This window comes from Neomicrococcus lactis, from assembly GCF_014200305.1.
GTDB classification, from domain to species: Bacteria; Actinomycetota; Actinomycetes; order Actinomycetales; family Micrococcaceae; genus Neomicrococcus; species Neomicrococcus lactis.
Map to the genome: position 1 here is coordinate 631,972 of NZ_JACHBL010000001.1, position 22,478 is coordinate 654,449.

A 22,478-nucleotide genomic window follows, 5' to 3' on the forward strand; every position below is an offset into this window, starting at 1 on the left:
CCTTAGACAAGATAGAAGCTGCCACGAATCTCAGTACCTGCGTTGAGTATCGCAGTTCCGAGATACCAATTTGGGGCGACGATATTTGCCACCGCAGCACGGGTTTCAAACTGATATTTCTTTGTGGCACCGTGAATGATCGGGCCATCAACGTAACTTAGATGCAGCGACGCTTTTCTAAGCACTTCCTTATCAGGGAAGTCATGCAGGCTGACCAACGCGAAGTTAGACGTCCCGAGCACGGATTCAGGCCGTACCGTCTGTTTTCGCCACAATGAACGAGAAACGACTAAGGTCCCAAGTTTGTTGTATTTCGTGTAAAAGTGACGAACTTCGGAATCTGGCACGTCGTCGACTAGGACTAGAACCAACTTGCTCGCAACATCTGAGTAATATCTGAAGCGAGTGATAAGTGATCGTATTTCGTCTTCCGTCGATACCAGGCTTACGAGCGCGATTTGATCGTCTTCTGGTTCATAGACAAAACCTATTTCATCGAGAATCTGCTTGAATCTTTTCGTGTAAGTGTGCTCACTGAGAACGTGGTGAAGATTTTCGTCTCGAATGCGTTCGACATCCTGATCTTTCAATTCGCTAAGCACACTAGAGTCGTCGCGAACAGTAATTACGTTGTCACCGAAGAACTTCTCAATGCCCTCTGCATAGTTGGATATGACAAGTGTGTTGCTAGACATCAACTCGAAGACTCGTCGAGCAAACATAGTTGTGGATTCGGTCACCGTATTGATGTTTAGGCCGAAGACGCTCGATTTGTATACCCGAGCTAATTCAGTATGTGAAATCGCCGGTTTTGTGTACTTGGTGAAGCGCTCAGGGAATAGGTGATGTTCATCTGTTGTGCCAAAGTACCTATCGAATATTTCAAGATTCAGACCCGAGTCCAATATCGAATCGAAAATCGCTTCCATATCTGCGCTTCGTTCAACGTGATTTGCATACCAGCTTCCGGCGAAGATTACATCGCTTGAGCGAACACCGTCTGAAATTGGATTGAATAGACGCGGCTGAGTAGCAAAAGAAAGCGCCGACACATTCTTGAAATTATGTTCCGACTTATACCGTTCTACACAGTCAGCGTCGGTTGTGAACGCAAAATCGAATTTTGAAGCAGTGTCTACGAAGTTATGTACTTTGTCATCGAAATGAGAAGGGTCCTCTTTGTTCCAGAAAACTGTGGGAATTCCTTTGTCCTTGCAGTACTCAAGAATCTTGAGCAGCTCGGTCCGATTTTCCTTGTCAAAATTGATGCTTGAGTAGATCTGACCTTTCCAAGGCCGCGTTTCAGAATCCACGCCCGACCAGGCCGATTCACAAAAGAACAAGTCGGGCTTTTCATTCTCAAAAGTTTCAAGCCACGTTTTCGGCTCCAGAATGATTGGCCGGAACTCGTACTTGAAGCTGTTATATGTGAATTCGTCACAAATAAGCGCAACTTTGAGTTCGTGCGCACGTTTCGGCTGTGACTTCGCTACTTTCCGTGCACGCGAAGTGCTCACTTTTGAAGCGTTCGACTTAGGCTTTGAAACGTTCGATCGTTTTGCTCTATGGCTGATGGACAATCTGTTGCGCAAACGAATTGTCAGAGGTTTAGCGGCCCATGTTTGAAAGCCTAACCGTACTTTGACGCACCCTTGAGGCGTTGTAAGTTCGTATTTGTATGTCTTCGGCTCAGTTGCGTCAACATATATATAGTCACCGACCCTGTCGCTGCGCTTAATAGGCGCTTCACCGGGGATGATGGCCCCATCAGCGCTGAGAAATTCAATGCGAACAAGGGCGCTCTTCAGCCGCCAAGAGTCGTGGGTTCCTTCGATGTTCAGGCCAAAGCGGAGATCATTGTTTTCAACCGGGACGGTCACCCACCGCGGCTTGCTGGTGAGCGGCAAGTATGAGTCCTGGCCGAGAGATGGCGCCAGCTTGTAGATCGAATCCGTTGGAACGGAGGCATCCTCAGTCGTTTCTAAATTGAGATATTTCTCGTTGAGTAGGCGAATGCCAATCTTGCTAGAAATGGTGACGGCACTTTTGTTCCAGCTCGATACGCCAGCTCGTACAAAGGCGGTGCGTGGTGGCGTTGTAAATGTGACTAAGTTTATTGCAGGTCGCGCGGCATCAACATAACGAAAATATCCGAATTTTCCGCTGGATAGCTGCCCTGGAACGGCAAGTGGCAAATGATCTGCGTCAAAGAAATTGAGCCAAACCACGGCTGTCTTTTCACGAAAATCACTCTGAACCTTCAGCGACTGAATTGAAAGTTCGATGTCAGCATCGGCCGGCGCTTGGAAGCTTGCCCACATAGGTAATTCGTCAAGAATTACCTCATCTTCAGCGCGAGGGGTAGATAGCTCGATTTCGCCAGTATTGTGAACGCCGTCCACTGGCTGTTCGATAAATTTGGAAAGCGACAGGTGGTTCGTGACTTTAACTAGGCACCCTTCGCGACCCCACTTTTGGAAGCCGATTTTGATCGTTACAGCATTTGGAGGTGTCGAAAATCGGAATTTCCTTTCGGAAGCTTCTGTATCGTCAATATAGAGAAAATCCTCATGAATGCCGCTGTAGAACCCGCCACCTGATCTAATTCGCTTTCTTGAGCTGTCAAAGAACTCAAAAAGTACTAACGCGACCTTTTCTGACAATTTGTGCAACTTAGGGGAAATGTCTGCAGAGAAGGATAATAAGTACTCAGACGAGCCGTCGACTGCGAATTCAGCACATAAGGGATCTTCATCGACTACTAGCCATGCATCCCCAGGTTCACTTGGCCTTATCGGCGAAACGGCTATTTGTGCCACTTTTGACTCTCCACATCCGTAGAATCAACAAACAAGATCTTGCTGGCACCAAACCCGTACAGATGAGACGATTGATACCAACTGTTCTCAAGCAGTTCTTCGACTTAGTCTTCGTTTGGTTAACTTCCTGCAGAAGTTTATGCCGAAATAAAAAGAACGAATGAAAACGTTTGTCTTGACTTTACGTGAATGGCTGTGCTGCTATTCGCTAGAAATTGGCCTTAGGGGAAAAAGTGACATTGAATAAGTCTTCTGTCGAAGGACTTGGGGAGATAAATCAAGATCTCACCAAGCTTGAACTTAATAGCCTGCACAATCGTAAAGTCACCATCTACGGTGTCTCCGACGACCACATCACAAAGACAATTCAAGAATCAAACACGTTTTATGAGTGGTTCCTGCTTACCGCGCTCCAACCATTTGTCAGCGCTGGAGGACTCGTTGTTGATGTCGGAGCAAATATTGGAAATCATTCGATTTATTTCGCTGCTTCAAAAGGCGCGAAAGTAGTCGCTTTTGAGCCTCAGCCTCAGATTGCCAGAATTCTCCAGCGAAATATCGAAGTGAACTTCCTGGACAACCTCGTAGAGATTCGTCGGTGTGCGCTAGGTGAAGCTCGGGCGGTCGCACATGGTCAACTTTCGAAAGGGAACTTCGGAGCGACCAAAATGATTCTTGGAGAGGGGGACATTCAGGTTTCAACCCTTGACGACGAGAATTTCAACGATCGTGTTCGAATACTCAAAGTTGATGCTGAAGGAATGGACCTAGCCGTCCTAAGGGGAGGGGAATCGCTAATTGAACGAGATCGCCCAGTAATCTCATGCGAAGTTTCTAGCGCAAGCGATCTCTCGGAACTGACTAAGTGGGTGGGGGAGGTCGGCTACACTTTTGCGGGAAAGTACAACGCAACACCTACTTTTTTGCTTCTACCTTTTCGTTCAGCCACGGAAATCGCGGCATATAACCGATATGTCAGCACCAGTATGGTGAACAGTAACTTGATGGCAAGAGATCAGGCCTACCGAATTAACGTTCTTGCAAGCCGTGTTTCGGCTTTGGAAGAGCGGATCAAGCAACTGGAAAATCGGTGATTGTTTTTGGTGCGTCTGGAGAGTGATTCATCTTCGAAACGCTCCCTTATCTTGGCCAACTTGGTTCGAGGATTGACCGCGAATAAACTTTTAGATTTATCGCGAGAAAATTCACAGTTCGCAACCAAATTGAGTAAGGAAGTAACTTGTCTTCATGACAACCTTCGCCAGTAACGATTACGAAGTCTGGGATCAACCGATCTTCGACTGGGCTTCCGCAGACGCTTTCGACGACGCAAGCGTAATTCAGAATGGCATTCATCGGATTGGCATCGGAGGAGGCCCTTCACTGGACTATCTCGTTTCTGTCAGTCCAGAAACTGATGAAAACGGACCTCTCTTAGTATTTTTCAACGCGGCGATTGCGAATCGTGATCAGAAGACTCCACCGTTCTTCTCCGGCAAGGTGCTGGCTAACCGGCTAAATATGGATTTCCTATCGATTTCGGATCCATCCACTTCTTTGGACGATTCTCTCGGTTTGGCTTGGTACACAGGGAATCAGTACGGCAACGTTGTAGGTGCTCTCGAACAGTCGCTTAAGACTATTGCGCACAGATTCGGTCGCCGTTTACTTTTGATCGGTGGCTCCGGGGGTGGATTTGCCGCCATTCATTTGGGTGGGCTCCTCGGCGAGTTGGCTACGGTAATCGCTTGGAACCCCCAAACCGATATTTTTGAGTACAACGCAGATTTCGTGCAACGCTACCTCGGGATTGCTTTCCCGGAGGAACTGGGCGATTCGCTTGATCAGTCTGAATGGAAGGTCGAAGCTAAGGAACGGTTGAACCGCAGGGGTGTTCAGACAAACTTGCTCTCAGTTTCTTCGAAGCCTATGCAAGCCATAATCTTTCAGAATTCAAGCGATTGGCATGTCGCTGCTCATTTAGCCCCACTAATCGAATCATGGGGAATGGAGAATTTAGGTCGCGGTCTTTACCGAACTGCTCCAGATGTCATCGCGCTAATAGCTAACTTTGGGGAAGGTCATGCTGCGCTTCCCGCTGAGTTGCTGATTCCAGCCATTCATGCTCTATCTGGAAGCAATACCTCAGTGATGGACGTTTTCAAGAGTCAGGAAGTGGTGACTAAATTGTCTGTCGCGGACACTCGACTTTTGCCTCGTGACCTGCGCGGTATCTCTGACGCAATTTCTGAAGATATGTCGTTGGAACTGCAGTTCCTCCCAACTGGAATACTCAAGGTTGAAGCATTACATCGCCATTCGCCGCAAGGCATTGGACGTATGCGCTACAGATACTTTACGGAGAGTCAAACAGGTGAACGTACCTATAGGGCTAATTCATTTGCAGCATCGGCCAACATCAAAGTCGATGGGACCGATGTTTGCGCTGGTGTTGAATTATCAGACGGATTCCAGCATCATCTCATCGAACTAAGTAGTGAAATTCCTTGGGCGCGTCAACAAGTATTTATTCTTGGATCATGTGTTTCTCGCGACTCGTTTGAAGATCCGCGTGCCCCAAAACTTGCGGGATATGTGGCTCGTACTTCCCTGGCTAGCGCATTCGCTGAACATCCGCATATCGCAGTTGACTTGTTGCAGAATCCAAGTCCTTTTCAACGGCGCATGGTCCAGACGGATATCAATAAGGAACTTAAGGATCGACTCCAATCGACGCATTTTGACCTACTTCTCGTAGATCTCATTGATGAACGATTGGGTCTAATGAACGACGCAGGGGGGTATTACACAGACTCCCCGGAGCTGCGTGCTTGCAAATTCATTCCTAGCCGCGAAAACAATATCCCGCTCGGTTCGCAAGAGTATTACGACGCCTTTGATCGGGGTCTAGGGCAATTGCTTAAGGCCGTTCCCAGCACCAAGATTGTTGTCAACGAGGCATATTGGGCGGCGGTAGACACAGTGAACCAGAGTGTTGCAGACCCCGAAGTCGTTGAATTCAATAATGGAGTTCTTAAAGTGCTCTACGACAAACTTAGGGCGATTCCAGGCGTTCGTTTTATCAGCCACGAAGCTGAAGTCATGCGCGCCGACCCAAGCCATAAATGGGGCGTTTCTCCTTTCCATTTCGGGAAGGACTTCGAGTCGAGTCTGATTGCAGGTCTACGCACGATGTCAATCAGCTAGTAGGAGTCTTTCGAGCTGAGGCGTAACTGCAACTGATGCGGTTACGCCATTGGCCGAACGAGTCTCCACACGAATAGGGCCGTCGCAACGTATCCTTAAGCGTGCTCTAGATCAGGGGCAGAAATTGAGGTTGTTCATTCAATGCAAAAGGTACTTACCATCCAGGGTGGCAAGCCACTAAAGGGCACTGTTCACGTTCGTGGTGCCAAGAACCTTGTACCGAAAGCAATGGTTGCAGCGTTGCTTGGTGACGGTCCATCGGTTCTTCGGAACGTTCCGGAGATCAAGGACGTCGAAGTAGTTACTTCGCTCCTTACTTTGCATGGAGTTCAGGTCACCAAGGATCCTGTGTCCGGAGACCTCACCTTGGACCCTTCAGGCGCGAAGACGGCGTCTGCTCGCGAGATTGACGCCCACGCCGGCGACTCTCGCATCCCGATTCTTTTGTGCGGTCCATTGATGCACACCATCGGTGAAGCCTTCATTCCAGATCTCGGTGGTTGCCGCATCGGCGACCGTCCCATCGATTTCCACCTTGATGCCCTCCGCCAGTTCGGCGCGGTTGTTGACAAGGTTGACGGTGGTATTTCCATCTCTGCCCGTAAGGGATTGCGCGGCACCAAGCTCGAGCTCGAGTACCCATCGGTGGGTGCAACGGAACAAGTTTTGCTGACAGCCGTGAAGGCTGACGGCATTACCGAGTTGAAGAACGCGGCAGTCGAGCCAGAGATTCTTGACCTCATCGCCATCTTGCAGAAGATGGGCGCACTTATCACTGTCCAGACTGATCGCGTCATTCGCATCGAGGGCGTCAAGCGTTTGGGCGGCTTCAACCACCGTGCGTTGCCTGACCGCAACGAAGGTGCAAGCTGGGCTTCGGCCGCGTTGGCGACCAAGGGCGATATTTACGTCCAGGGCGCAGACCAGCAGGACCTCACCTCCTTCCTCAACACCTACCGAAAGATCGGTGGCGACTTCGAGGTAGACGACAACGGCATTCGCTTCTTCCACCCAGGCGGCAAGCTCAATCCGCTGGTCGTTGAGACGGACGTGCACCCAGGCTTTATGACGGACTGGCAGCAGCCTCTCGTGGTGGCGCTGACGCAGGCTGAAGGCGTCTCGATCGTCCACGAAACCGTCTACGAGAACCGTTTCGGATTCACTGACGCTCTGGTGCGAATGGGCGCAACCATTCAGTTGCACCGCGAGTGCTTGGGCGCTGTTCCATGCCGTTTCGGCCAGCGTAACTTCCTGCACTCTGCAGTCATCACCGGTCCTTCAAAGCTTCACGGAGTGGACTTTGTGATTCCAGATTTGCGCGGCGGTTTCTCGCACATCATTGCAGCTCTGGCAGCAGAGGGCGTCTCAAATGCTTCCGGCATTGACATCATCAGCCGTGGCTATGAACACTTCATGGATAAGCTGCAAGGACTAGGCGCAGACGTCACCCTGTCCTAACGCGAAGGAGCATCATGGCAGAGTCGATCAAAACCCGGGCTGTCTTCGGAGCGTTGGCAGCAATTGTGCGCCCTTCGATGGCCGCTCTCATGTCCCAGAAGTGGACAGGGTTCGAAAAGCTTCCGAAGGACGGCTTTATCGCATGTCCTAACCACACGTCCGAGATTGATCCTCTCGTCGTAGCGCTACCACTGTATGTAAAGGGCTACCTTCCTCGGTTCCTTGCCAAAGACTCGCTTTTCCGCGTGCCTGGCTTGGGACAGATCCTGCGAGCCACAGGCCAGATCCCGGTGGAACGTACTGGTCTCAGTGCCAACCGCTCGCTCAAGGCGGCTCGTAACGTCCTGGACAACGGTGGCGCCATCCTCATCTACACCGAGGGCACGCTCACACGCGATCCTGACCTGTGGCCGATGCGTGGCAAGACGGGCGCTGCTCGTCTTGCGCTGCAAACGGGCGCTCCTGTTGTGCCCATCGTCCATTGGGGCACGAACGATTTCCTTCCTCGCTACTCCAAGAAGTTCAGCTTGTTCCCCCGCAAGACCGTTCGCGTTCATGCGGGTGAGCCGGTAGACCTTTCCGATCTCCGGGACCGTCCTCGCACGAAAGAAATTCTTGAAGAGGCGACAGCGCGTATAACTCGTTCGTTGACGACGGAATTGGCAAAGCTGCGTGGCGAAGAACCGCCGGCGGTCGTCTGGGATCCTGAACAGCACGGCCAAGCAGCAGTTGGGCGTGGATCGTTCGACCGTGAGACGCGTGAGACGCGTGAGGCGGGCACGCCGAAGGGTGTTCAACAGTGAACGCACCAGCGCGCCGCATCGCGGTTCTCGGCGCAGGTAGCTGGGGGACGACGTTTGCCAAGCTAGCGGCAGACTCAAACCGCGACGCACAGGTGATTTTGTGGGCACGACGCAACGACGTCGTGCAGGAAATCAACTCGAAGCATACGAATGCCCAGTACCTTGGCGACACCGTTCTGCCCTCAAATATTGTGGCGACTGACGACATCACGGCGGCCTTGAAAGATTCGCCGTTAGTGGTCTTGGCAGTGCCTGCGCAGTCTCTCCGGGAGCAGTTGCAATCCGTCAAAGGGCATCTCGCGGACGATGCATGCATCGTGAGCTTGATGAAGGGACTGGAACGCGGGACCGACCTTCGCATGTCAGAGGTCATTTCCGAAGTCTTGGAGATACCCATGGACCGCATCGCGGTCCTGTCCGGGCCAAATCTCGCGATGGAAATTGCACGCAAGGAACCCACTGCCTCCGTGATTGCGTGTTCCGACACCGATCGCGCTGCATGGATTGCCTCATCCCTGGTTCCCGACTACTTCCGCCCTTACACGAACAGCGACGTTATTGGCGTGGAGATTGGTGGCATCGTCAAAAACGTGATTGCCCTCGCCGTGGGAATCTGCGACGGCATGGGCATGGGGGACAACACCAAAGCTTCCGTTATCACGCGTGGTCTGGCAGAAACCACTCGATTGGCCATGGCCCTTGGCGGCAAAGCAGAGACGCTGTCCGGGCTTGCCGGGCTCGGCGACTTGGTTGCCACGTGCGCTTCGCCGCTGTCGCGTAACCGCACCGCTGGCCGACTTATTGGGCAAGGACACGCCGTCGATGACTTGGCGAACCACATGACACAGACAGCCGAAGGCACAAAGTCTGCTGCCGCGGTTTTGCACCTAGCTCGAAAAAATAATGTAGACATGCCTATTACTGAAGCCGTGGTGGCGGTACTAGAAGGTACTCTCACGGTGGACTCTATGGCGAACCGGCTTCTTGGTCGGCGATTGAAATCGGAAGGTATTCCCTCATGACCACAGCGAGCACCCGTGTCCTTTTGTTGTTCGGGGGCCGCTCGTCTGAGCATTCGGTCAGTTGTGTCACCGCTGCCGGTGTCTTGCGCGCAATCGATCGCGAACGTTTCGATGTCATTCCCGTAGGCATTACTCCCGACGGAGAGTGGACCCGCGTCGACTCGAACCCTGATGAATGGACGCTTCGTGGCACCACCATGCCCGTGGTTCCTCACAGCGGTGAAAGCATTCGCTTGTCAAAGGTCGGCAAGCATTTTGAGGTCTTGTCTGACCAGCTGGACGAGAATCATGAGAACGTTGTCTCGACTACTTCGCTCGGCACAGTTGACGTGGTCTTCCCACTCCTTCACGGGCCATACGGAGAAGACGGCACGCTCCAGGGCCAGCTTGAACTGTTGGACATTCCTTACGTGGGTTCCGGTGTCGCGGCCAGCGCCATTGGCATGGACAAGCACTTCATGAAAGTAGCGTTCGAGGCTGCGGGACTGGAAGTGGGGCCATACGAGGTCATCACGAATAAGCAGTGGTTGCGTTCGCCAGAAGAAGCCCTTGATCGCTTGGACGAACTTGAGTACCCATTGTTCGTCAAGCCATCGCGTGCAGGATCATCGGTGGGCATCACTCGTGTGGAATCCAAAGAGCAGCTCACTGCAGCCATCGAAGAGGCTCGTCGCTTTGACCCAAAGGTCGTCGTCGAGCAGGGAATTGTCGGTCGAGAAATCGAGTGCGGCGTGCTCGAAGGGCGTGGAAGCGATCACGCTCGAGCCTCGTTGCCAGGCGAAATCGTGGTTGAGGCCGGCGCGCATTCCTTCTACGACTTTGAGGCAAAGTACGTAGACGGCGCGGCAGCAAAGTTGAGCTGCCCAGCTGAACTGACGGAAGAGGCCACTAAGTCACTGCAGGAACTTGCCGTCAAGGCGTTTGACGCCGTCGATGGTGAAGGCCTTGGCCGCGTTGACTTCTTCTACACCCCGGATGGCCGTTGGGTCATCAACGAAATTAATACGATGCCCGGATTCACACCTGTCAGCATGTACCCGCAGATGTGGGACAAGACCGGAATGAGTTACCCAGAGCTGATCACCGAACTGATCGATCTCGCCCTGAACCGCAAGTTGGGCTTGCGCTAAGGAAGCGTGACGTCCTTATCAACACTCAGGCAACGAGCCTGTTGAGGTAATTTACTCGCCGCCGTCGTCAGTGCTACAAGCGCCGAGCTGGATGAGACCTTATTTGGATCCAGCAGGACTTCGGCGGCGGGAGTACGCCCATAAGTCGTGAGAGTCCACGCTGGGGAACCTTCTCGGGTCAGCCAATCAACCCCGTTAACAGTGGCGCAAGGATCAGTCGACGGTGGGGGAGACGTCACTCCGCACCGAATGATGATGCTGGCAGGGTCGCCATAAGCCGCTGTTGCTTGGCTGGTGGTGTCGCGTCGTTCCTCGCCAGCAAGTTCATCCGGGAGCATCACCATGAAGTCTGCACACGTCGGATTATTGGCATCTGGTGCGGAATCGACGCTCACGGCGCTTGCGCAGCCGCTGACCGTTAGCGTCGTCGCGACAGTTACGCAAATAAGTAGGCTCAAGCTCCGCCGTGTATCTCTCACCTAAATACTCTATCGATTCTCGGTAGACTAAAGCCGTCCCCACACGCCCCGCGGTGAAACCAACGTGAAAGTGCACCATGTCTCCATTTGAAGATTCGTCGAATACCGATCCGCAGAATATGGACGGTTCTCGTCAAGAACCGAGGCAGCGTCGCCGCAAAAAGAAAACTGGTCGAAATGTTCTTTTGGTGTTTGGTTCCATCGTGGTGATCGCGGCGTTGGTGGCAGGCGGGTTCGTCTTCAACCTCATCAACAGTTTCGACAACAAGTCCGGCAAGATTGCTGACGCGTTTCCAGTTGAGTCCTCACGACCCACGAAGAATGCGGACGCTAAAGATGCTGTGAATATTCTGCTTTTGGGTGCTGACTCGGGCGGCGGCAGCGGAGAAAATGAAAACCTAGCCAACGTTCCCAACGCGGGCCGTTCGGACACCATGATGCTGGTGCACGTTTCTGGTGACCGCAAGAATGTGTACGTCACCTCGATCATGCGTGATACGTGGATCGACATTCCCGGTCAGGGCACTCACAAGATCAATGCGGCCTTCTCGTACGGTGGCGTCGCACTAGCGGTGCAGACCATTGAAACGCTGTTGGGCACTCGTATTGACCACGTTGCTTCCGTGGACCTTGCCGGTTTCAAGGGGCTCACTGACGCGGTGGGCGGTCTAGACATTGACGTCCCGCTCACTTTCAAGTCGACGCATAATCCGGGATACGTTTATCAGAAGGGCGTTCAACATATGGACGGCGAAACAGCCCTTGCCTTCGTGCGAGAACGCTACGCATTTTCTGATGGCGACTACCAGCGTGTGCGAAACCAGCAGGTTTACATGAAGGCACTGGTCAACAAGATGCTGTCCCGGGATGTCCTCACCAACCCTGGAACCCTAACCGGTGTTGTTGACGAATTGTCTCCGTTTATCCAGCGAGACGATAGCTTGAACGCGGCAACACTCGGCCAGCTGGGGCTTTCCCTCTCCAACCTCCGGAGCAAGGACCTGCACTTCTTCACGCTTCCCACGAGCGGCGTTGGCCGTTCGGCGGATGGCCAGTCCATCGTGCTGCCCAACGAGGCAGCCATTAAGGAACTGGCAGATGCGCTCCAGAATGATGATGTAGCGACCTTCGTGTCCAAGCACGGACTCTAAGGTGTCATGAACAAACATAAGATCGTCAATGGCCCTGTCGCTGCGAAAGCGTGGCTCAAGAAAGTCGTCCACGAGCTCGGAAATCACTCCGATCGACTAGACGCCATCAACATTTATCCCGTCGCTGACGGCGACACTGGATCCAACATGTTCAACACGGCTCAAGCCATGTTGATTGCGGTGGATGAGGTGTCTGACACCGAGCTTGCGGACATGGACCTGGGCGCAATCTTGCGGCTAGCGAGCCGAGCTGGCATGGAAAAGGCGCACGGCAACTCGGGCACGTTGTTGGCTGTTTTCTTGGCCGGATTCGCGGAGCCACTCAACGGCGTGCCTCGTCTCAACGGTCCGGCTCTCGCCGACGCTTTGGAATCTGGCAGCGTGCGAGCATGGTCGGCACTCTCTGAGCCCGTACCTGGAACCATGCTCTCGGTCATTCAGGCGGCAGCGAAGTCTGCTCGTCACAGCCTGCGCGAATCGGTGGCTGATCCGTCGAGCCGCGCATGCCTGATCGAAGTCATGACCGCCATTTATGACGATGTGCTCGCAGCAGTGCTGGCAACGGAAACACAATTGCCGCAGCTCAATAACGCCCACGTGGTGGATGCGGGCGCCGTGGGAATGATGTTGGTCATGGATTCACTCTCTGCGGTGGTGCTCGGTGAGCACGTCGTGGAAGCGCGCTACCAGCCGCTGCACGGGTACGGAATTCAGGACCCCCACATTCATGCCGAGGCTACGCATGAAGAAGGCTTTGAAGTCATGTGCACTCTTGAAGTGGGGGCACTCGAGGCGGCAACCCTGCGCGCCAAACTGGACGCCATTGGCACATCGGTCATCATGAGTCCTATGAGCGCGCCGATTGTCGGTACGGAAAGCTACCGCTGGCGTGTCCACGTCCATGTTGAGGATTCCGATGAAGCGTTAGAAGTCATTCGCTCGGTGGGTGAACCTTCCGCCGTCACGGTCACCGAACTGTCCTCGGTGCATCACGACTAATGACCTCAACCTTTAGTGGCCTCGAACCGCTGTCACCGCTGGCACGAGCACTCGCAGACAAGCGCAACACCTTCGAGAAGACCTTCGGCTACACGACCGTTGAAGATCTCCTCTTCCACTTCCCGCGCCGATATTTGGACGTCGCGGATATCTCGCCGATTTCAGCATTGGAGATCGGTGAGGATGCGTCGGTTTACGCGCGCGTGGAGCGAGTTAGCGAACGGAAGATGAACACCCGCAAGGGCTTCATCTTGGAAGTGATTGTCACTGATCTGCATCCCACCTCAGACTCGTTGCTGGGGGAGTCAGAGGAACTGTCGCTTACGTTCTTCAATGGCTACCAAGCCCGTAAGGATCTTGTACCAGGCGCCGTCGGCGTGTTCTCAGGCGAACTGTCTACCTACCGCAACCAGCGCGTACTCACTCAACCCGAGTACACCTTGCTGGCTGACGAAGAAGAAGCCGCAGCGCGGCCATTCCCCATCTACGCTCGGAAGCAGAACATTGCGCAAGAGCGGATCCGTGCGGCTGTCTCCACGCTGTTGGATCAGATTGATCAGGACTCGTTCCCAGATCCGATTCCACAGGAAGTGCTCAGCAAACATGGATACCCGGATCTCGTGACGGCCCTCAAGACAGTTCACCGGCCGGACAACGTCAAGGACGCCTACCGCGCACGCCGTCGCTTTGCTTTCCAAGAAGCCTTCTACCTTCAGGCCACGCTCGCTGAACGCCGAGCAGCGAACAGCGAAGAGCGAGCCGTTGCCCGTGAGCTGAAGTCTGGTGGAGTGCTCGAAGCATTCGATGCCTCCTTGCCGTACCAGCTCACTCCGGGGCAGCAAGAGGTCGGCGACATCCTGTCGAGAGACCTAGCGAACTCGAAACCCATGAACCGCTTGCTGCAGGGTGAAGTGGGTTCTGGCAAGACACTTGTGGCCTTGCGCGCCATGCTCCAGGTCATCGACGCCGGCGGACAGGCCGTCCTCGTGGCACCCACCGAAGTTCTGGCGCAACAGCACGCCCAGTCCATCGCAGCAATGCTGGGCCCACTGGGCATGGACGGCCAACTCGGCGGAGCGGAGACAGCCACGAGCGTCGAGCTGCTGACCGGTTCCATGGGCGCGGCTGCCAAGAAGAAAGCACTCCTGAACATCGCGAAAGGTGACGCCGGAATTATCGTCGGCACGCACGCACTCTTCAGCGACAACGTCTCCTTCTTCGACCTCGGCCTCGTGGTGATCGACGAACAACACCGCTTCGGCGTGGAGCAGCGAGACACGCTGCGCAACCGCGCTGAAGTCACCGCTCACATGCTCGTCATGACGGCCACGCCGATTCCCCGCACCGTCGCCATGACGGTCTTCGGCGACCTCGAGCCACTGGTCCTCCAAGGCCTCCCTTCAGGGCGCAAACCCGTCAAGAGCTTCGTGGTTCCGACCTGGAACAAGAAGTGGCTCACCCGCATGGTGGAGCGCATGAGCGAGGAAGTCGGCGCCGGGCATCAGGTTTTCGTGGTCTGCCCTCGCATCACGGAGTCAGACTCGGCTAGCAAGAGCGCCGAAGGCAAGGGCGGAGACGCTGCTCAGGCCCAGCGCACCACGGTAGACCAGATGGTCGCGTACCTCTCGAGCCGCCCGGAGCTCAAAAGCGCCCGCATCGCCGCTCTGCACGGCCAGCAGCACAGCGAGCTGAAGTCCACCACTATGGACCAGTTTGCGCGCCATGAAACGGACATTCTGGTCTCCACCACCGTGATCGAAGTGGGCGTGGACATCCCGAATGCCACCATCATGGCGATTATCGACGCCGAAAACTTCGGCACGGCACAGATTCACCAGCTTCGTGGTCGCATTGGTCGTGGCGGCTTGGACGGAACCTGCTTCCTCGTGACGAGCCTCGAGCAAGACCACGCGAGCTTCGAACGACTCGATCGCATTGCGAGCATCAGCGACGGCTTCGTACTCGCCGAGGAAGACCTCAAGGTGCGCCGTGAAGGAAACGTCCTGGGCACCGAGCAGGCAGGATCGCGCTCCACGCTGAAAGAGCTTCGCGTCATGCGAGACGCCGCGCTGATCAGCCAGGCCCGCGCGGATGCAGAAGAGCTCATCAGCCGCGGTAGTTTGGATAGCTACCCTGGCTTGCGCGCGGCGATTGACCGCTGGTTCGATCAGGACACGCAAGAATATTTGGAACGCGGATAAGGAGAACAGATCATGGGACGCATTATTGCTGGCGCAGCAGGCGGCCGTTCGCTCTCCTCGGTCCCCGGCACCGCCACCCGGCCCACCACGGATCGCGTCAAAGAAGCCCTCTTTTCACGCCTCGAAGCGTGGGATGTGCTCACCGACGCACGCGTGATTGATCTCTTCGCCGGGTCCGGCGGACTTGGCGTTGAGGCAGCTAGCCGGGGCGCGCGCTCCGTGGTTCTCGTGGATCAGGCGGAGGCGGCGGTCAAGGTCTGCCGTGCGAACGCGAAGATTGTGAACCAAGCTCTTGCGCGCGACGCCGTGACGGTACATCGCGGGACGGCGAAGTCTGCGCTGGACTCGTCCACCTTGGGCTCGAGCTTCACGCTGGCCTTTCTGGACCCGCCGTACCCTATGACCGAGGAAGAGCTCGCGGACATCCTCGAGCGCCTCGCGCTTCGCCTTGAGCCGGAAGCCACGATCGTCGTGGAACGCTCGCAGCGATCCCCGGAACCGCGCTGGGCCGCCGGAATGCAACGCCGCGCGGAAAAGAAATACGGCGAAGCGCGCGTCTGGTTTGCCGACTTTGACGCAACAGAGGACGACGACGCAGCTCGCTAAAGCGGGTTAGCTCGGCTTCTCCGCTACTTTAGGAAATCCAGCTCTGCTCCCGAGAGCACGACGCCGGGGTGTGGCCCCCGTGCACGCACGCGGGCCAGGACATCGCTTGACCACGGAACATCGGTGGCCATGAGGATCATGTTTCCGGGATAGCGGCGCGTGAGCATGTCTTGAGACGTGGACATATACACGCTTCCGAAAAGGCTCTCGAGATGAGCCACTTGTTGAGCAGCGAAGGTCAGCGGTGGATCGTCACCCACATTCAGCAGCATGATGCCGTCCGGCGCTAGATGATCCTTGATGGATTGGTAAAAATCCGTGGTGGCCAAGTGCGGCGGCGAATCCCAGCCCGTAAAGATGTCCACGAAGACCACGTCGAACACCTCATCGGCGAGCTCATCGTCAAACGCAGCAGCGGCATCATTGACCACTAATCGCAGGTCCGTGCCAGCCGGCAACGGGAGCTCTTCGAAGACGAAGTCCATGAGTTCGCGCTCGATCTCCACCGCTACCTGACGGGAACCGGGCCGCTTGACGCTCGCGTACCGAGCGAGGGTCAGAGCTCCCGCACCGATGTGCGCAATTGAGAGTGGTGCGCCGGGCGTCTTGTCAGCATGGTGCTCGTCGAGCAAGTGCGCCACTCGGGCCAAATACTCATAAGCGATCTCGGTGGGCTGAGCGAGATTCACATGTGACTGCTCAAAGCCACCCATCGCCAAGATCTTGGATCCGGGCCGCAATTCGTCGTCGTAGATCTCGGCGTGGAGACCGCCGAGGGACAACCACCGGTGCACTCCGGGATGCGCAGAACCGGCCACTACTTGGGGCTCCGCTCTGATACGTGCCGCTGGGAATCCCGCAGTACTGCCGCTGTCCGCGGGAGGCCCACCTTAAGGCGAGCTACGGCGTCGTACAAGATCTCGGGACGTTTGCAGAACGCGAAACGCATCCACGAAGCCAAAGGTGCTTGATGCTCAGGGATCGCGAAGACTTCCAACGGAATTCCGGCGACGCCGCCATGCTCGGGCAATAAGCGTGCCAAGTCCGCAGCGCTGCTGACCCCTAGAGACCGCGTATCGGCGATCGCGAAGTACGTTCCCTCAGGTTCAAGGACCGTGAGGCCGGCTTCGCGAAGTCCAGACACCAAAATGTCACGGCCGGCTTGAAGCTCGGCTTTGAGGGCGCTGAACCAGGCATCGCCGTTGTCGAGTCCATGCGCCACGGCTGGCTGGTACGCCGGGCCGGAGCTGTAGCTCAAAAACTGCTTAACGGACTTCACCGCCGCGATGAGCTCTGCCGGACCGCTGGCCCAACCCACCTTCCAACCGGTCATCGAAAATGCCTTGCCGGCGGAGGAGATGGTGATGGTGCGCTCAAACGCGCCGTCGAGAGTGGCGATGGGTACATGTGGGACGCCGAAGGTGAGGTGCTCATAGACCTCGTCAGAAATGATGAGGCAATTGTGCTCAATCGCGGCGTCCGCAATGACGCGGAGCTCTTCAGCCGTGAACACCACACCGCAAGGGTTATGCGGAGAGTTGAGCAGAATGATGCGGGTCTTGTCCGTCACGGCTGCGCGGAAACGGTCAAGGTCCGGACGCGTTCCCGTCTCAGCCAGGGTGAGTGGAACCGGTACCAGCTTCGCGTTGGCCAGAGCGGTAATGGCGGCGTAGGAATCGTAGAACGGCTCAAAAGTCACTACTTCGTCGCCGGGGGAGAGGAACGCAAGCAGAGACGCTGCCAGCGCCTCTGTCGCACCCGTGGACACGAGGATGTCCACCGCCGGATCCAGCTGAATTCCGTAGTAGCGCTGCTGATGCCGCGCGATGGCTTCGCGCAACGGAAGTATCCCGGAACCGGGAGCGTACTGATTGCGTCGAGCTGTGGCGTCGTCATTCACGATGAAGGAAGCAGCAATGTCCGCAAGCTCCGCGGGTCCGTCCGTATCCGGGAAGCCCTGGCCCAGGTTGATTGCGTTATGTTGCATCGCGAGGCCCGTCATTTCCTCAAAAATGGTGGGACGCAACGCGCCGTGCGGATCCACTAGATTGGCGGCGGCGGAGGTTCGGAACCATGGGGAATCGGCTGGAGAAAGCGGTAAAACGGACATTTGATCAGTGTAGTGTTCTGAATCCTTGCGCAAGCGTGCGTGTAATGTTCACAGCATGCGACGCGCTGTATGCCCCGGTTCATTTGACCCTGTCCACAAAGGTCACATCGAGATCATTGCTCGTGCATCAAACCTCTTTGATGAAGTGATTGTGGCGGTCTCCACCAACTACAACAAGAAGCACCTGTTTTCCGAAGAGGAGCGGGTGAACATTTTGGCTGAATGCGTGGGGGGACTTCGCGGCGTCACCGTGGAGCCGATGGGTCAAGGGTTGTTGGCTGAGTTCTGCCGAGACCACGGTGCTGAATCGATCGTCAAGGGACTTCGTTCCGAAGCCGATTATCAGTACGAAGTTCCTATGGCCACCATGAACCGTCACCTTACGGGCGTTGAAACGGTGTTCCTGCAAGGCGACCAAACCTACGCGCACGTTTCTTCATCGCTGATCAAGGAAGTACACAAGTTGGGCGGCGATATTTCAGATTTCGTGCCAACGGCGGTCCTGAAACGGCTTGAAAGCCAAAAATTCGGCTCCTAAGTGCTCATTTGTGAGCAACGTCCCAACACGCCAATCGCGTGTATTTGGGGCGATGCGAGATAACCAGCTAAGATGGTTAGTCGGTCAACGTTCTAATAGGTGGTCTCATGAGTGGCAAAAATTCGGGCACTGTGTCTCATGGCACGGTAGACCGGACGTCCCCTCTTGTGTTTCAGGTTAAAGACTTGGTTCTGAACCCGGGAACCATGAGAGAGCTCAAGGAGCGAGTTGCAGCCCCCGCTGAATTGGGGACGGCGATGATCGGCGTACAGGAAAATTCAGATCTCGATCTGGACCTGCGCCTGGAGGCCGTGCACGAAGGAATCCTGGTATCGGGAACCGTTTTCGCCGAACTTGCTGGCGAATGCGGCCGTTGCCTTGAGCCCATCGCGGATGACCTCGAAGTTGATCTTCAAGAACTTTTCTACAAGAACGCATCTGAAGTTGAGGGTGCGGACGAAGAAGAGATCTTTGAGGTAGTCGATGACTTTATCGACCTGGAACCGGTAGTTCGGGATGCCATTGTGACGGCACTTCCGTTCCAACCTGTGTGCCGGGAAGATTGCGCTGGATTGTGTTCTCAGTGTGGCATTCGTCTTGACGACGAGCCCGGGCACCATCACGAAGTACTTGACCCTCGCTGGCAGGCCCTTGCAGGGCTCGCTGGCACTCCGAATCACGGTGGCGACACCAACGATGCGGATGAACCCCTAAACGACGAGAAAGAAAAGAGATAACCGTGGCTGTTCCAAAGCGGAAGATGTCTCGCGCCAACACCCGCGCACGCCGCTCCCAGTGGAAGGCTACCGTGCCTACCTTGGTTAAGACCATTGAAAACGGCAAGGTTGTTTACAGCCTTCCCCACCAGGCAAAGGTTGTTACCGACTCTGCTGGTACGGAATTGTTCCTTGAGTACAAGGGACGCAAGGTAGCGGACGCCTAATTCGTCCTATGCCTCAAACTGAAGAGCTTTTGGAGCGTCTCGGGGTCAACATTGATCCCGAGACGCTTCGTCTTGCACTCACACATCGTTCTTACGCGTATGAGAACGGTGGCATCCCCACCAACGAGCGCCTTGAATTCTTGGGTGACTCCGTACTGGGCTTCACTGTCACCGATCACTTGTACACGAATTACCCGGATCTTCCGGAAGGCGATCTGGCGAAGAAACGATCCGCCGTGGTGTCTACTCGAGCGCTTGCTCGGTTGGCTCGCGAGCTTGAGGTAGGTCCTCATATTCTGCTGGGTCAAGGAGAAATCCTGACCGGTGGTCAGGACAAGTCCTCCATTTTGGCGGACACCATGGAAGCCCTCATTGGTGCTACCTATCGCTCCAATGGGTTGAAGGTTGCGCAAGAGCTAGTGCTTCGCCTTGTATTGCCGTTGTTGGTTGAGGTTGAAGACCACGGTTTGGGAATGGACTGGAAGACCACCATTCAAGAGACCGCGGCCGGCCGCAAGCTCGGCCCCGTTGAATATCTCGTGGTGGGTTCCGGCCCAGACCACGCACGCCAGTACGAAGCGACGCTGAAGATCGGCGAAAAGACGTACCAGTCCGGCACCGGCCCTTCGAAGAAGGAAGCCGAACAAATGGCCGCTGCTGCATCCTGGCCAGAACTTCAAAACGAAGGTTTGTAGGTACCGATGCCTGAGTTGCCCGAAGTAGAGGTTGTTCGTCGAGGACTTGCTGATCATGCTTCGGGCCGTTCTATTCATCGGGCCATCGTCTACGACCGCCGCTCCGTTCGCCGTCACCCCGGCGAAATGGAAGCCTTTGAAGCCGAGCTCTTCGGCACGCGCCTCGGCAACGTGGTGCGTCGCGGAAAGTACCTCTGGTTTGAAATCCCGTCCGGACTACCGGACGAAACTCCCCGTGCCGCGCTCGTGGCGCACTTGGGCATGAGCGGCCAGTTCCTCGTTAAGAGCACGAAGGATCGCCGCGAGCCGCACCTCAAAATTTCCCTCGCGCTGGATCCGCTGGACCAGCTACCCAACGTGGTGCGCTTTATTGATCAGCGCATTTTCGGGGGCCTCTTTATTTCCCCTCTCGTTCCCACGCACGACGGCGCTGCTGGCGGCCTGGGCACGGACCTTGCGTTGGTACCGGATGCGGTAGCGCACGTTGGGCGCGACGTGCTGGATCCCGTTTTCGACGGCCCGTATCTTGCTTCGTTGTTGGCCTCGAAGCCGTCCGCTATCAAGCGTGTTTTGTTGGATCAGAGCGTGGTGTCAGGGGTTGGCAATATCTACGCTGACGAAGCTTTGTGGCGCGCGAAAATTCACTATTTGCGCTCTGCGAATGCTCTAAAGAAGTCGCAAGTTTTTGCTCTTGCGGAAGCTTTGAAAGACGTCATGAATGCGGCGTTGGAGGCTGGCGGTACGAGTTTTGATGCGCTCTATGTGAACGTGAACGGCGCTTCGGGCTACTTTGATCGATCCCTCAATGCCTATGGACGCGCTGGAGAGCCGTGCAAGCGATGCGCAGCAGAAGGCCGAGAGACTCTCATGAAGAGAGACGCATTCATGGGCCGCGGCTCCTATTGGTGCCCTAAGTGCCAGCCGAAACCTCGCCCACGATTGGGCGCTGATCGTTAGTGCCGACCCGGGCGTGTTCTTCAGCCGCCATGCAGGTTCTTCCCAAGAAAGAACAATAATATTGATCGGCTCCTGAATCTCTGGGGGACCGTCCTCACTGTCTGATTGCAGCTGCCCGCTGTAGTTACTGCGGGACGGGACAACGCAGTGAATGATCAAGCGGAAAGTAACCATCGCCCATGACGAATGAACCAGACGAGTTCGGCGCAGCGCAACCCTTGGCGTCGCCGGATCCGGATGCTCAACTGCCAATGCGCCCGCGCAAAAAGAAGAGCCGTCGTATTTGGTGGATCGCTGGAACGGCGATCGTCGTCGCCGTGGCAATTGTTGCTGGCTACTTGCTGAACCTTGCCAATACTTATTCGTCTAAGACCACCACCATCGATGTGCGTACTCAGGGACAGCTTCAGAAGGACCCTAACGACCACTCGCTGAACATCTTGCTCTTGGGCTCAGACACCCGCGGTGAGGGTCAAGACACGGCAGAGAACAAGGGCGAAGATGGGGCCCGAAGTGACACCATCATGCTGGTTCATGTCTCGGCAGACCGTAAAAAGATGTACGTCATGTCCGTGGTCCGCGACCTGTGGGTTGACATTCCGGGGCATGGCGAACGCAAGATTAACGCCGCGTATTCGCTCGGCAAGTACCCGCTTGTAGTGAGTACGTTTGAGAGCCTCTTCGGCGTCCCGATTGACCACGTGGTTTCCATAGATTTCGAGGGCTTCAAAGGACTCACGAATGCTCTGGGCGGCGTGACGGTCAAGAACCCCATCGCCTTCTGCTCTGGTCAGGTGAATCCATCGTGCTTTGAAAAGGGCACCATTGAACTGAAGGACACCGCGGCACTTCGTTACGTTCGCGAACGCAAGGCCTTTGATAACGGTGACTTCCAACGAGTGCAGAACCAGCAGCGCTTCTTGCGCGCTGTGGCTCGAAAGCTGTTGAATCAGGCCACTCTCAATAACCCGATTACCGTGGCGAACATCGTCAACGAAGTCAGCCCGTACTTGAGCGTTGATAGCAGCCTGGACGCGCAGACGGCTGGCTCGCTGCTTCTGCAGTTGAAGGACATCAAGCTCGATGACGTGAAGATGTTCACTCTTCCAACCGGTCCAGCGGCAACGGGTCCTGGCGGTGCGTCCATCATCGAGCAGGACACCGCAGCGATGACCGCAATATCCGAAGCGCTCAAGAAAGATGACGTTCAGGCTTTCTTGGACGATCCAAATCACGGCACGAACGCGTTCGGCGGATCGATCACGGATGAGAGCGACTCGAGCGATCCAGCTTCGCCGTCGTCGTCCTCAGCCTCGCCCTCTCCCAGCAACTAATGCCGGATGACCGCGCCAGTGTGCGC

20 protein-coding genes are annotated in these 22,478 nt (G+C 55.5%); 16 read left to right on the plus strand and 4 right to left on the minus strand.

Annotated elements, in window-relative coordinates; genetic code table 11:
* Positions 1-2 precede the first annotated feature (2 nt).
* On the minus strand, positions 3-2,819 hold the full coding sequence (locus BKA12_RS02940; RefSeq protein ID WP_183640525.1) for a glycosyltransferase family protein: 2,817 nt from the start codon (positions 2,817-2,819) through the stop codon (positions 3-5).
* A 233-nt stretch (positions 2,820-3,052) separates the two neighbouring features.
* Between BKA12_RS02940 and BKA12_RS02945 the strand changes: the two genes are divergently transcribed.
* The 6 genes from BKA12_RS02945 to BKA12_RS02970 all read left to right on the plus strand — a co-directional run bounded on the left by BKA12_RS02945 (position 3,053) and on the right by BKA12_RS02970 (position 10,439).
* Positions 3,053-3,913, plus strand: coding sequence for an FkbM family methyltransferase (locus tag BKA12_RS02945; protein ID WP_183640527.1), 861 nt, complete (start codon positions 3,053-3,055; stop codon positions 3,911-3,913).
* A 154-nt stretch (positions 3,914-4,067) separates the two neighbouring features.
* Entirely contained in the window at positions 4,068-6,026 is a 1,959-nt protein-coding gene (locus BKA12_RS02950) for a DUF6270 domain-containing protein (protein ID WP_183640528.1), read from the plus strand.
* A gap of 141 nt (positions 6,027-6,167) precedes the next feature.
* Complete coding sequence (murA, locus tag BKA12_RS02955; protein ID WP_183640530.1) at positions 6,168-7,484, plus strand: UDP-N-acetylglucosamine 1-carboxyvinyltransferase; 1,317 nt, start codon at positions 6,168-6,170, stop codon at positions 7,482-7,484.
* Positions 7,485-7,498: 14 nt separating this feature from the next.
* Positions 7,499-8,287 (plus strand): lysophospholipid acyltransferase family protein, encoded by a 789-nt coding sequence (locus BKA12_RS02960; protein ID WP_183640531.1) that lies wholly within the window; start codon positions 7,499-7,501, stop codon positions 8,285-8,287.
* Positions 8,284-9,309: an NAD(P)H-dependent glycerol-3-phosphate dehydrogenase gene (locus BKA12_RS02965; protein WP_183640533.1), complete on the plus strand. Its 1,026-nt coding sequence runs from the start codon at positions 8,284-8,286 to the stop codon at positions 9,307-9,309. Before BKA12_RS02960 ends, BKA12_RS02965 begins: the two co-directional genes overlap by 4 nt.
* Positions 9,306-10,439 carry a D-alanine--D-alanine ligase family protein gene (locus BKA12_RS02970; protein WP_183640535.1) on the plus strand — a complete coding sequence of 378 codons (1,134 nt, stop codon included), beginning with the start codon at positions 9,306-9,308 and terminating at the stop codon, positions 10,437-10,439. Before BKA12_RS02965 ends, BKA12_RS02970 begins: the two co-directional genes overlap by 4 nt.
* Here the strand turns inward: BKA12_RS02970 and BKA12_RS02975 are convergent.
* Entirely contained in the window at positions 10,436-10,918 is a 483-nt protein-coding gene (locus tag BKA12_RS02975; RefSeq protein ID WP_338087409.1) for a DUF3515 domain-containing protein, read from the minus strand. The genes BKA12_RS02970 and BKA12_RS02975 overlap by 4 nt on opposite strands.
* A 77-nt stretch (positions 10,919-10,995) precedes the next feature.
* Here BKA12_RS02975 and BKA12_RS02980 point away from each other — a divergent pair, with 77 nt between their 5' ends.
* From BKA12_RS02980 to rsmD, 4 genes are read left to right on the plus strand one after another with little or no spacing between them, the layout of a single operon-like run.
* Positions 10,996-12,069, plus strand: coding sequence for an LCP family protein (locus BKA12_RS02980; RefSeq protein ID WP_246361589.1), 1,074 nt, complete (start codon positions 10,996-10,998; stop codon positions 12,067-12,069).
* Between the two features lie 6 nt (positions 12,070-12,075).
* Complete coding sequence (locus tag BKA12_RS02985) at positions 12,076-13,068, plus strand: DAK2 domain-containing protein (protein ID WP_183640536.1); 993 nt, start codon at positions 12,076-12,078, stop codon at positions 13,066-13,068.
* Entirely contained in the window at positions 13,068-15,269 is a 2,202-nt protein-coding gene (locus BKA12_RS02990) for an ATP-dependent DNA helicase RecG (protein ID WP_183640538.1), read from the plus strand. The genes BKA12_RS02985 and BKA12_RS02990 overlap by 1 nt, the downstream gene beginning before the upstream one ends.
* A gap of 12 nt (positions 15,270-15,281) precedes the next feature.
* Entirely contained in the window at positions 15,282-15,875 is a 594-nt protein-coding gene (gene rsmD / locus BKA12_RS02995) for a 16S rRNA (guanine(966)-N(2))-methyltransferase RsmD (protein ID WP_183640539.1), read from the plus strand.
* A 23-nt stretch (positions 15,876-15,898) separates the two neighbouring features.
* On the opposite strand, the gene BKA12_RS03000 is transcribed toward rsmD, so the two are convergent.
* Positions 15,899-16,693: a fused MFS/spermidine synthase gene (locus BKA12_RS03000; RefSeq protein WP_183640541.1), complete on the minus strand. Its 795-nt coding sequence runs from the start codon at positions 16,691-16,693 to the stop codon at positions 15,899-15,901.
* Entirely contained in the window at positions 16,693-17,985 is a 1,293-nt protein-coding gene (locus BKA12_RS03005) for an aminotransferase class I/II-fold pyridoxal phosphate-dependent enzyme (RefSeq protein WP_183640543.1), read from the minus strand. The genes BKA12_RS03000 and BKA12_RS03005 overlap by 1 nt, the downstream gene beginning before the upstream one ends.
* Positions 17,986-18,040: 55 nt before the next feature.
* Between BKA12_RS03005 and coaD the strand changes: the two genes are divergently transcribed.
* The 6 genes from coaD to BKA12_RS03035 all read left to right on the plus strand — a co-directional run bounded on the left by coaD (position 18,041) and on the right by BKA12_RS03035 (position 22,452).
* Positions 18,041-18,523 (plus strand): pantetheine-phosphate adenylyltransferase, encoded by a 483-nt coding sequence (coaD, locus tag BKA12_RS03010; protein WP_183640545.1) that lies wholly within the window; start codon positions 18,041-18,043, stop codon positions 18,521-18,523.
* A gap of 206 nt (positions 18,524-18,729) precedes the next feature.
* Positions 18,730-19,260 (plus strand): YceD family protein, encoded by a 531-nt coding sequence (locus BKA12_RS03015; protein ID WP_183644462.1) that lies wholly within the window; start codon positions 18,730-18,732, stop codon positions 19,258-19,260.
* 2 nt (positions 19,261-19,262) lie between these two features.
* Positions 19,263-19,466, plus strand: a complete 204-nt coding sequence (rpmF, locus tag BKA12_RS03020) for a 50S ribosomal protein L32 (RefSeq protein ID WP_183640546.1) — start codon at positions 19,263-19,265, stop codon at positions 19,464-19,466.
* An 8-nt stretch (positions 19,467-19,474) separates the two neighbouring features.
* Positions 19,475-20,161 carry a ribonuclease III gene (gene rnc, locus BKA12_RS03025; RefSeq protein ID WP_183640548.1) on the plus strand — a complete coding sequence of 229 codons (687 nt, stop codon included), beginning with the start codon at positions 19,475-19,477 and terminating at the stop codon, positions 20,159-20,161.
* Between the two features lie 6 nt (positions 20,162-20,167).
* Positions 20,168-21,118 (plus strand): bifunctional DNA-formamidopyrimidine glycosylase/DNA-(apurinic or apyrimidinic site) lyase, encoded by a 951-nt coding sequence (mutM, locus tag BKA12_RS03030; RefSeq protein WP_183640550.1) that lies wholly within the window; start codon positions 20,168-20,170, stop codon positions 21,116-21,118.
* A gap of 179 nt (positions 21,119-21,297) precedes the next feature.
* Positions 21,298-22,452 (plus strand): LCP family protein, encoded by a 1,155-nt coding sequence (locus BKA12_RS03035; RefSeq protein ID WP_246361591.1) that lies wholly within the window; start codon positions 21,298-21,300, stop codon positions 22,450-22,452.
* The last annotated feature ends 26 nt before the right edge of the window (positions 22,453-22,478 follow it).